Raw genomic sequence first — 10,341 nt, 5'->3', positions numbered from 1 at the left:
GACCTGGACGTTGACGAGCCCGGGCTGCACGTACCCGGTCTCCTCGGGTTCGTGGCCGCGCCGGACGCGCTCGGCGGCGGTCTCCGCGCGGCGGATGCAGTCGAGCGTGCCGCCCGCGTCGCCGAGGTGCGCGTACGCCTTCGCCTGCATCGCGTGCAGGTCCGAGGCGAGGGCCGGGGAGACCGCGCGCCCGGCCGCGCGCAGCGCCGCCTCGGCGAAGGCGACGGCCTGCCGGTGGGCCGCGAGGTGCAGCGACTGGTTGACGAGGAGGGCGATGACGTACGCCCCGAAGGCCCGGTCCCCGCTGGCCTTGGCGAGCCGCAGGGCCTGGTGGAAGTAGCGCTGGGCGAGGCCGTGCGCGTCCGCGTCGTAGGCGCAGATCCCGGCGACGGCGACGAGCGCGCCCGTCGCGCGGTGCAGCGCGCGCCCCGTGTCGTCGCCGTAGCTGCCGCGCAGGAGCGGCGCGGCCTCGGCGTTGAGGAAGGAGACGACGCGGGGGCGGATGACGACGCCGCCCGCCTTGCGGTACAGCTGCTCGTAGTGGGCGCGGGCCGCGCGCAGCATCTCGATGTCGGCGCCCGAGACGCGGCGCGGGCCGCCGCGCGAGACGTCCGTGTCCTCCGGCGGGTTCTCCCACTCCCACACCGGGACGATCGCGGGCGTGCCCGTCACGGCGGGGGCACCGAGGACGTGCGGGCGCTGCTGCTGGTCGGAGCGCCACAGCGCGGTGGCGCGCTCGACGAAGCCCGGGAGGGAGCCGGGGCAGGCGGGGGCGGGCCCGCCCGGGACGCCGAGGCCGATGTCGTCCAGCGTGACGGGGCGGGCGAGACGGCGGGAGAGGACCTCGCAGATGAGGTCGGGTACCTGTCCGCGCGGGCGCTGGCCGCGCAGCCAGCGGGAGACGGCCGTGTGCTCGTAGCGCAGCGTCAGCCCGCGGGCGGCGCCCGCCCGGTTGACGTGGGCGGCGAGTCCGGCGTGCGAGATCGCGGCCTCGTCGAGGATCGCGTCGAGGAGGGAGTTGGGCTCCATGGTGTCTCCGGAGGGGCTGGGGCGCTGTCATCGCTGCGGGTGAGCGAAGGGACACCCGTTGTGGCCCAGCGTAAGGGAGCGGGATTCACACGGGGTGTGAAAGGAGCGCACGCACCGGAGCACCGCGCGCGCTTTCGCGGGGCGCGCGGGGGCGGTTGACTGTGTCTCGCGGACGCCGGGCTCCCCCCTCGACAAGTACGGCGTCCCGACCGGCGCCGTCCCGCCTGCCGCAGCCGCTTCGCCTCCGGCCCGGCGGACGGCGCCCCAGCCGCCCGGCCCCTCCGGCCTCTCCCCCCCTGGCCGGAGGGGTTTCGGGTTTCCGCGCGCGGCGCCCCGCGCGGGCGCTTCCCCGACCCGCGCGCCCGCCACCGACTCCCGCCCGCCCCGGGGGAATCCGGCCGTCCCGGTCCCCGCGCCGACGGGTCCACGTGTGCGTGGCGTCACCGGAAAGCGTGTGCGAGGTTCACCGGAACGAGTGGCACGCCCGGTACGGCGCCCGCTCACCCGGCACCGCGCACACCCACTCCGCACCGCGCCCGTCCACCCGCCACCGCGCCCGCCCGCCTTGTCGTACCGCTCCCCGTACGCACGTCGGCCGGGCCCCGTCTCACGACAGGACCCGGCCGATCACGCCGGTGCGGGGGCCTCACGGTCCCCGAGGGGGGATCAGGCCCCGCGCAGCACCGCCCCCGTGTGCTCCGCCGCGCGCGCCACGGCGGCGTCGCGCGCGGCCGTGGCCTCCTCGACGGTCAGGGTGCGGTCGGCGGCGCGGAAGCGCAGCGCGTAGGCGAGGGACTTGTGGCCCTCCGCGAGCTGGTCGCCCGTGTAGACGTCGAACAGGCGCAGCGACTCCAGGAGTTCGCCCGCGCCCTCGCTCAGCGCCGACTCGACCTCGGCGGCCGGGACATCGGCGGGGACGACGAGCGCGACGTCCTGCGTGGCGACGGGGTAGTTCGAGATGCGCGGGGCCTGCGCGGCTCCGGCTCCCGCCCGCTCCAGGGCGTCCAGGTCGAGTTCGCTCGCGCAGGTGCGGGCCGGGAGGCCCAGCGCCTTGATGACGCGCGGGTGGAGTTCGCCCGCGTGCCCGATGACGCGCTCGGCGCCGTCCACGAAGGCGACCAGCTCGGCGCAGCGGCCCGGGTGCCAGGGCCCGTAGGCGCCCTTGCGCACCACGAGGTCCGCGCCGGCCTCGGCGGCGGCCGTGCGGGCCGCCTCGATGGCGTCGGCCCAGTCCGAGGGGCGGCCCTTGCCCCACCAGCCGGACTGCTCGCGGGCCCCGGCGAGGACCACGGCGAGGTGCCGGGGCTGCTCGGGCAGGGCCGCGTCCAGCGCGTCGAGCTGCGTGTCCTCGGGCCGGTGAGCCACCGGCAGCCGCTCGGGCACGGCGGCTTCGGCGCGCGGGTGGAAGACGAGCCCGGACTCGAAGAGCGCGAGATCGTGCGCGCCCCGGCCCTCGTTGCGGCGCAGGGCCGCGAGCAGCCCGGGCAGCAGCGTGGTGCGCAGCGCGGGCTCCTCGTCGGAGAGCGGGTTGACGAGGCGCACGACGCGGCGGGCCGGGTCGTCCTCGGCGAGGCCGAGCGCGTCGAAGGCGTCGGTCCCGAGGAACGGGTAGCTGAGCGCCTCGACGTATCCGCGCCCGGCGAGCGCGCGGCCCACGCGGCGGTGGAAGCGCTGCCGCTCGGTGAGGCCGCGCCCGGCGGGGGGCCTGGGCAGCGTGGCCGGCAGGTTCTCGTAGCCCTCCAGGCGGATGACCTCTTCGGCGAGGTCGTTGGGCGCGGTGAGGTCGGGCCGCCACGAGGGGACCGTGACGATCAGCTCGTCCTGGCCGTACACGTCGCAGCCCACCTGCTGGAGCCGCCGCACGACGGTCTCGCGGCCGTAGGCGACGCCCGCGACGCGGTCGGGGTGCCCGGCCGGCATCGTGACCGTGCGCGGCGCGGAGGGCGCGCTGACCTCGGTGACGCCCGCGTCGGCGGTGCCGCCCGCGAGGAGCACGAGGAGGTCGACGGTCCGCTGCGCGGCGGCCGAGGCGGCCTGCGGGTCGACACCGCGCTCGAAGCGCCGGGACGCCTCGGAGGCGAGCTTGTGGCGGCGCGAGGCGCGGGCGATGGTGATCTGGTCGAAGTGCGCGGCCTCCACGACGACCTCGTTCGTGCCGAGTTCCGCGCCGTGATCGGCGATCTCGGTCTCGGCGCCGCCCATGACCCCGGCGAGCCCGATGGGCCCGCGCTCGTCGGTGATGACGAGGTCCTCGGGGTCGAGCGTGCGGGTCTGGCCGTCGAGCGTCTTGAGCTTCTCCCCGGCCTCGGCGCGGCGCACACCGATCGGGCCGCGCACCCGGGCGCGGTCGTAGGCGTGCAGCGGCTGGCCCAGCTCCAGCATCACGTAGTTCGTGATGTCCACGGTGAGCGAGACGGGCCGCATCCCGGCCTTCTGGATACGGCGGGCCATCCAGATCGGGGTACGGGCCTCGGGGTCGAGCCCCGCGACCGTGCGGGCCGTGAAGCGGTCGCAGCCGAAGGGGTCGGCGATCTCGACGGGGTGCCCGTGGGCGTTGGGCCCGGGCACGTCGATGAGTGCCGGGTCGCGCAGCGGGAGCCCGTACGCGATGGCGGTCTCGCGGGCGATGCCGCGCATCGAGAGGCAGTAGCCGCGGTCGGGCGTGACGGCGATGTCGAGGACCTCGTCGACGAGTTCGAGCAGCTCGATCGCGTCGGTGCCGACCTCGTACTGGGGCGGCAGCACGATGATCCCGTGCGTCCCGTCATCCCCCATCCCCAGCTCGTCGGCGGAGCAGATCATGCCGTGGGAGGTCTTGCCGTACGTCTTGCGCGCGGCGATCGCGAAGTCGCCGGGCAGGACGGCGCCCGGCAGGACCACGACGACCTTGTCGCCGACGGCGAAGTTGCGGGCGCCGCAGACGATCTCCTGCGACTCGCCCGTCCCGTTGGCGTCGCCCACGTCCACGTGGCAGAAGCGGATGGGCTTCTTGAAGCCCTCCAGCTCCTCGATGGCGCGGACCTGGCCGACGACCAGGGGGCCCTTGAGCCCGGCGCCGAGCTGCTCGACGGTCTCGACCTCAAGCCCTGCGGAGACCAGCTTGGCCTGCACGTCACGGCCGGTCTCGGTGGCGGGGAGATCGACGTACTCCCGCAGCCAGGAAAGCGGGACCCGCATCAGATCTCCATCCCGAACGGCCGGGTGAAACGGACGTCACCCTCGACCATGTCTCGCATGTCCTCGACGTTGTGGCGGAACATCAGCATCCGCTCGATACCGAAACCGAACGCGAATCCGCTGTACTTCTCCGGGTCGACACCGCAGGCCGTGAGGACCTTCGGGTTGACCATGCCGCAGCCGCCCAGCTCGATCCAGCCCTCGCTGGAGCAGGTGCGGCAGGGGCGGTCCGGGTTCCCGACCGACTCGCCCTTGCACACGTAGCAGAGCATGTCCATCTCGGCGGACGGCTCGGTGAAGGGGAAGTAGTTGGGGCGCAGCCGCGTCGTCATGTCGGGGCCGAAGAGCGAGCGGACCATGTGGTCGAGCGTGCCCTTGAGGTCGGCCATCGTCAGGCCCTCGTCCACGGCGAGCAGCTCGATCTGGTGGAAGACCGGGGTGTGCGTGGCGTCCAGTTCATCGGTGCGGTACACGCGGCCGGGACAGACGACGTAGACGGGCGCGCCGCGCTCCAGGAGCGAACGGGCCTGGACCGGCGAGGTGTGGGTGCGCAGCACGACCCCGGACTCGTCACCCTCGGTGCCCTTCGGGCCCTGGACGAAGAAGGTGTCCTGCATCTGCCGGGCGGGGTGGTCCGGGGTGAAGTTTGAGCGCGTCGAAGTTGAACCACTCAGCCTCCGCCTCGGGGCCCTCGGCGACCTCGTAGCCCATCGCGACGAAGACGTCCGCGACGCGCTCCATCATCGTGGTCAGCGGGTGGCGCGCTCCGGCGGGGACGCGGTCGTACGGGAGCGTGACGTCGACGGTCTCCTCGACGAGGACCCGCGCGTCCCGCTCGGCCTCCAACTCGGCCTGCCGCGCCGCGAGCGCCTTGTTCACGGCGCCGCGCGCCTGGCCGACCCGCTTGCCCGCCTCGGCCTTCGCCTGCGGGGGCAGGGCGCCGATCTCGCGGTTGGCGAGGGCGAGCGGGGAGGTGCCGCCGGTGTGGGCGGTCTTGGCCTGGGCGAGCTGGTCGAGGTCGGCGGCGGCGGCGAAGGCGGCGAACGCCTCGTCCCGCATCCGCGCGATCTCGTCCGGCTTCAGCGCCTCGACCTCTACTGGGTCGTACGACTTGTTGGGTGCCGACATTTCTTCCCGTGCTTCCGACGTGGGTGGCTGAGGGTCCCGTCTCGGTCTGTGGACGATTCGTCCACGAAAGGGGACGCGGACGTGCCGAGGACCGAGTCTACCGGGGGGAGGGTGGGGGGCGGCGCGGATGGGCGGCCCCGGAGCCGTACCTCACAGGGGGTACGGGGGCGGGACGGCCGCGCGCGGGAAAACGCCCGTCGCGACCGGAGGCCCGTCGCGCTACTGGAGGTGAGCCGGCAGCGCCACGGGCAGCATGAATCGGAAGCGGGCGCCGCCGCAGGGGGCCCGGCCGACCGTGATCCAGCCGCCGTGCACCTCGACGATGCCCTTCACGATGTACAGGCCGAGACCGGTGCCGCCGCGCTTGGAACCGCGCCAGAAGCGGGTGAAGACACGGTTCATCGACTCCTCGGGGATGCCCTGCCCCTCGTCGCTCACCGTGATCACGGTCCCTTCCGGTCCCTCGCCGCCCGCCGTGGGCGCGATGTCGATCGTGACAGTTCCGCCGCCGTGGCGCACCGCGTTTTCCAGGAGGTTGCTCAGGACCTGGTCCACCTTGTCGGGATCGGCCCACAGCGCGGGCAGCGGGCGGCGCACGGTGACGAGGAAGCGGTCGCAGGAGCGGCCGTCCGCGATGTGCGCCTGCACGTGCCGTGCCGCCGCGCCCGCGATGTCCACGGGCTGGCGCCGCAGCTCCATGCGGCCCGCGTCGATGCGGGAGATGTCGAGCAGTTCCGTGATGAGCCGGGTGACGCGGTGGGCGTCCGCGTCGACGGTCTCCAGCATGAGCCGCTTCTGGTCGTCGTTGAACCTCTCCCACTTGGCGAGGAGCGTCGCGGTGAAGCCCTTGACGGAGGTGAGCGGGGAGCGCAGTTCGTGCGCGACGGTCGCGATCAGCTCCGCGTGACTGCGCTCGGTACGGCGCCTGGCGCCGGTGTCGCGCAGCGAGACGACGAGCCGGTCCAGGGGTCCGCGCGGGCCCCGGCGCACGTACCGCGCCGAGACGAGGACCTCGCGGCCCCCGGGGAGCAGCAGGTTCCGTTCCGGCTGCCGGGTCCTGATCGAGAGCCCCCCGTAGGGGTCCGTGAGCCGCCACCAGCGCCGCCCGTCGAGGTCTTCGAGCGGCAGCGCGTCCTCCAGGGAGCTGCCCAGCGCGGCCTCGGAGAGGACTCCGGTGATGCGGGCGGCGGCGGCGTTGAAGCACGTCACGATCCCGCGCCGGTCGGCGACGACGAGGCCGTCCGGGAGGTCGTCCGGGCTGACGGGGTCCGGCGTACGGGGCGCGGGGACGCCGCCCGGCGCTGCCCCGTCCCGGGCCGCGAGGCCCCCCGCCCGTCCACGCCGCTCCCCCGGCGGGACCTCGCGCGTCCCGTCGTGCGTACCGCCGTCCGTCATCCCCGTACCCCACCCTTCCCGACCGGTTCGCGGGTCCCCGCAGGGCCGGAAGGCGCCAGCCTATCGGGGCGGGCACGGGGGCGGGGGCGTAAGCGGGGGCGGGCGCGGGGCGTGCGCCCGGCGGGATCGGCTCCGGTGCTACGCGGTCCGGCTCCGCTGGGCGCGCGCGGAGGCGTAGAGGCAGACGGCGGCGGCGGTCGCGAGGTTGAGGGACTCGGCCTTGCCGTGCAGCGGAACGCGGACGACGGCGTCGGCGAGGGCCCGGGTCTCCTCGGGCAGGCCCCACGCCTCGTTGCCGAAGACCCAGGCCGTCGGGCCGCCCATGGTGCCCCGGTCGAGTTCGTCGTCCAGGTCGTCGGCCCCGGCGCCGTCCGCGGCCAGGACGCGGACCCCGATCCCGCGCAGCCCCGCGACGGCCTCCTCGATGGGCACACCGGTGGCGACGGGCAGGTGGAAGAGCGAACCGACCGAGGCGCGCACGCACTTGGGGTTGTAGACGTCCACGGAGGCGTCGGTGAGGACCACGGCGTCCGCGCCGGCCGCGTCCGCGCAGCGCAGCACCGTACCGGCGTTGCCCGGATCGCGGACGTGGGCGAGGACGGCGACGAGGCGGGGGCGCGCGGCGAGCACGTCGGCGAAGCCGGTGTCAAGGAAGCGGCACAGCCCGATGACGCCCTGCGGGGTCACGGTGTCGGCCATCGCGGCGAGCACCTCCTCGCTCGCGCCGAGCACCGGGACGCCCCGGGCGCGCGCGTCGTCGAGGAGTCCGGGGTGGCGCCGCGCGGCCTCCTCGGTCGCGTACACCTCGACGAGGTGTTCCGCGGCCTCGCGCACGGCCTGCGGGCCCTCGGCGAGGAAACGGCGCTCCTTGCCGCGGAAGCTCCGCTTCGCGAGCCGTCGCGCGGCGACGACGCGCGGGGAGCGCAGGGAGGTCAGCTCGGGGGCCGGCATGTGCTCACTCTCGGGGAAGGGCGGAGGGGACGGGCGGAGGGGGACTCGCGGACGGCTGCGGGGCAGGGCGCGGCGGGGGCGAACGGGGCGGGCGCGCGTGTGACGCGGACGGGCCGCCGGGTGCCGGGTGCCGCCGGAACGCACCTGACCCGCAGGCCGTCGCGGGCCTGCGGGTCAGGTGAAGCGGCGCGCCGACGCGCGGCGCGCGGTGCCTGTCCGGGCGTGGGCCCTGATCAGGCGGCGGCCTTCGGCGCGTTGACGTCCTCGGGCAGCGCCTTCTGGGCGGCCTCGACGAGGGCCGCGAAGGCACCGGCGTCGTGCACGGCCAGCTCGGCGAGGATCTTGCGGTCCACCTCGATGTTGGCGGCCTTGAGACCCTGGATGAAGCGGTTGTAGGTGATGCCGTTGGCGCGGGCAGCGGCGTTGATGCGCTGGATCCACAGCTGACGGAAGTCGCCCTTGCGCTTCTTGCGGTCGTTGTAGTTGTAGACGAGGGAGTGGGTGACCTGCTCCTTCGCCTTGCGGTACAGGCGCGAGCGCTGCCCGCGGTAACCGCTGGCCTGCTCCAGGATCGCCCGGCGCTTCTTGTGGGCGTTGACGGACCGCTTGACGCGTGCCACTTGATTACTCCTTGTAGCGGGGCCGTGGGGTGTTCACACGGCCCGGTTCGATTGGGTCCCGGTACGGGGCTGCGGGCCCCCGGCGAGGGGGCCGCGGCCTCACTTGCCGAGAAGCTTCTTGATCTTCTTGGCGTCGCCCGGGGCCATCTCGGCGTTGCCGGTGAGGCGGCGCGTCAGGCGGGACGACTTGTGCTCCAGCAGGTGGCGCTTGCCGGCCCGCTCGCGCAGCACCTTGCCGGAGCCCGTGACCTTGAAGCGCTTGCTGGCACCGCTGTGCGACTTGTTCTTCGGCATGGCGCCGTCCATCTCCTCGTCGGTGACGCCCCCAGCCGGGCCCCGGAGGGACCGGACGCGCGGGGGCGTCAGTTGTATCCGTGTCACCGGGACGGCTGTCCCGGATCAGACCTCGGCGTGTTCCTCGACGCTCTCGTCCGCGCCGGAAACGGCCTCGTCCTGGTCGTCGGCGGAGGCGCCACGCCCCTGCCGCTCGGCCTTGCGGGCGGCCTGGGCCTCGCGGGCCTCGGCCATCGCCTCGGTCTTCTTCTTGTGCGGGCCGAGGACCATGATCATGTTGCGGCCGTCCTGCTTCGGGCTCGACTCGATGAAGCCGAGGTCCTGGACGTCGTCCGCGAGGCGCTGGAGCAGCCGGCGGCCGAGCTCCGGCCTGGACTGCTCGCGACCACGGAACATGATCGTGATCTTGACCTTGTCACCCTGCTTGAGGAACCGGACGACGTGACCCTTCTTGGTGTCGTAGTCGTGCGGGTCGATCTTCGGCCGGAGCTTCATCTCCTTGATGACCGTGTGCGCCTGGTTCTTGCGCGCCTCACGGGCCTTCATGGCCGACTCGTACTTGAACTTCCCGTAGTCCATGAGCTTGCACACGGGCGGACGGGCGTTCGCCGCGACCTCGACCAGGTCCAGGTCGTACTCCTGCGCCAGCTCCAGGGCCTTCGCGAGCGGGACGATGCCCACCTGCTCACCACTGGGGCCGACGAGTCGTACCTCGGGAACACGAATCCGGTCGTTGATACGGGGCTCGGCGATGCGGGGCTCGGCGCTGATGGATCCTCCTCGGTAGCACCGCACGGCCGCCTGGCGGGCAGCCGCACACTCTTGCTTCTTCCTTGAGACCAACCGCGCCGGAACATGAAAAATGCCCCGGACGATCACGAGCGGGGCTCCTGTACTGACCGGAGCACCGCCGCGTGGAACGCGGGGCGCGACTTCGGACGCTCACCGCCTCGGGTGCGGTGCCGTCTGACCGGTTGACCCGCCGCCCGTGCGGGCGGTCAGGTGGGAGCGCGGAGCCTCCACTTGTGGCCGGAGTCTCGGGCTCCCTCGCGGGCACCACTGACACACTCCGGCCGGTCGTCCTGCCAGCATACCAGGGCGCGGCGGACCGGAGCCCCCGCGCGCGGCGGGTGTACGGGCCCGGGCGGCCATTAGGCTGACGGGGCTCGCGGGCACCCGCCCGCGAGGGGAACGCGGGCGCTGTGCGGCCCTTCCCACCCTACGCAACCGAAGGAAGCGCCCCGCGATGAGCGAAGCGACGCCCGCAGCCGACTACGACGACGTCACCCGGGACATCGCGGAGGTGCCCGCCGTCCAGGTGATCACCACCTTCGGGGTGCACCTGATGAGCGCGGCGGCGGTGAAGCTGGGCCTCGCGGAGGACGGCGAGGCGCACAAGGACCTGGACGAGGCCCGCAAGCTGATCCACGCGCTCGCCGGGCTCCTCGACGCGGGCGGCACCGAGATCAGCTCCTTCCACGCGGCCCCGCTCCGCGACGGCCTCAAGTCCCTCCAGCTCGCCTTCCGCGAGGCGAGCATCGTCCCGGACGAGCCGGGCCAGGGGCCGGGCGAGAAGTACACGGGGCCGGTCTTCGGCTGAGGCTCGCGAGGCCGCGCCTGCCGGGAAAGCCGATTTACAGAGCGCACCCTGTGGACAACGTGAGCTGTCGTGCGACGGCCCTCACCCGGAAGGGTGGGCCGCGTGACGACTTCTCCGGAGTTGTCCACAGATTCGGCGGGTGGGCGG

The 10,341-nt window shown here is 73.9% G+C and carries 8 protein-coding genes and 1 pseudogene; 1 reads left to right on the top strand and 8 read right to left on the bottom strand.

Going from position 1 to position 10,341, the window contains the following annotated elements; all coding sequences use genetic code 11:
- The 8 genes and pseudogenes from SSBG_RS25105 to infC form a co-directional block, all read right to left on the bottom strand.
- Positions 1-1,029, bottom strand: a 1,029-nt coding sequence (locus SSBG_RS25105; protein ID WP_008748868.1) for a hypothetical protein, incomplete at its 3' end; no start/stop codon positions are given.
- A 666-nt stretch (positions 1,030-1,695) separates the two neighbouring features.
- The gene (pheT, locus tag SSBG_RS25100; RefSeq protein ID WP_008748867.1) at positions 1,696-4,206 is read right to left on the bottom strand and encodes a phenylalanine--tRNA ligase subunit beta; all 2,511 of its coding nucleotides are present in this window, start codon (positions 4,204-4,206) and stop codon (positions 1,696-1,698) included.
- Positions 4,206-5,334, bottom strand: a pseudogene (gene pheS, locus SSBG_RS25095) (phenylalanine--tRNA ligase subunit alpha). Before pheS ends, pheT begins: the two are co-directional and overlap by 1 nt.
- A 219-nt stretch (positions 5,335-5,553) precedes the next feature.
- A complete protein-coding gene (locus SSBG_RS25090; RefSeq protein ID WP_008748866.1) occupies positions 5,554-6,729 on the bottom strand; it encodes a sensor histidine kinase in 1,176 nt (391 codons plus the stop codon).
- A 138-nt stretch (positions 6,730-6,867) separates the two neighbouring features.
- Positions 6,868-7,680, bottom strand: coding sequence for a TrmH family RNA methyltransferase (locus tag SSBG_RS25085; RefSeq protein ID WP_008748865.1), 813 nt, complete (start codon positions 7,678-7,680; stop codon positions 6,868-6,870).
- Between the two features lie 233 nt (positions 7,681-7,913).
- Positions 7,914-8,300: a 50S ribosomal protein L20 gene (gene rplT, locus SSBG_RS25080; protein WP_008748864.1), complete on the bottom strand. Its 387-nt coding sequence runs from the start codon at positions 8,298-8,300 to the stop codon at positions 7,914-7,916.
- Between the two features lie 99 nt (positions 8,301-8,399).
- Entirely contained in the window at positions 8,400-8,594 is a 195-nt protein-coding gene (rpmI, locus tag SSBG_RS25075; RefSeq protein ID WP_007829094.1) for a 50S ribosomal protein L35, read from the bottom strand.
- Between the two features lie 105 nt (positions 8,595-8,699).
- Positions 8,700-9,389 carry a translation initiation factor IF-3 gene (gene infC / locus SSBG_RS25070; RefSeq protein WP_078491410.1) on the bottom strand — a complete coding sequence of 230 codons (690 nt, stop codon included), beginning with the start codon at positions 9,387-9,389 and terminating at the stop codon, positions 8,700-8,702.
- Positions 9,390-9,840: 451 nt separating this feature from the next.
- Here infC and SSBG_RS25065 point away from each other — a divergent pair, with 451 nt between their 5' ends.
- Positions 9,841-10,194, top strand: coding sequence for a DUF1844 domain-containing protein (locus SSBG_RS25065; RefSeq protein ID WP_008748862.1), 354 nt, complete (start codon positions 9,841-9,843; stop codon positions 10,192-10,194).
- Positions 10,195-10,341: the final 147 nt, after the last annotated feature.

The sequence above is a fragment of the Streptomyces sp. SPB074 genome (genome assembly GCF_000154905.1).
In the GTDB taxonomy this organism is placed as follows: domain Bacteria; phylum Actinomycetota; class Actinomycetes; order Streptomycetales; family Streptomycetaceae; genus Streptomyces.
This window is presented reverse-complemented; position numbering and strand designations above follow the sequence as displayed.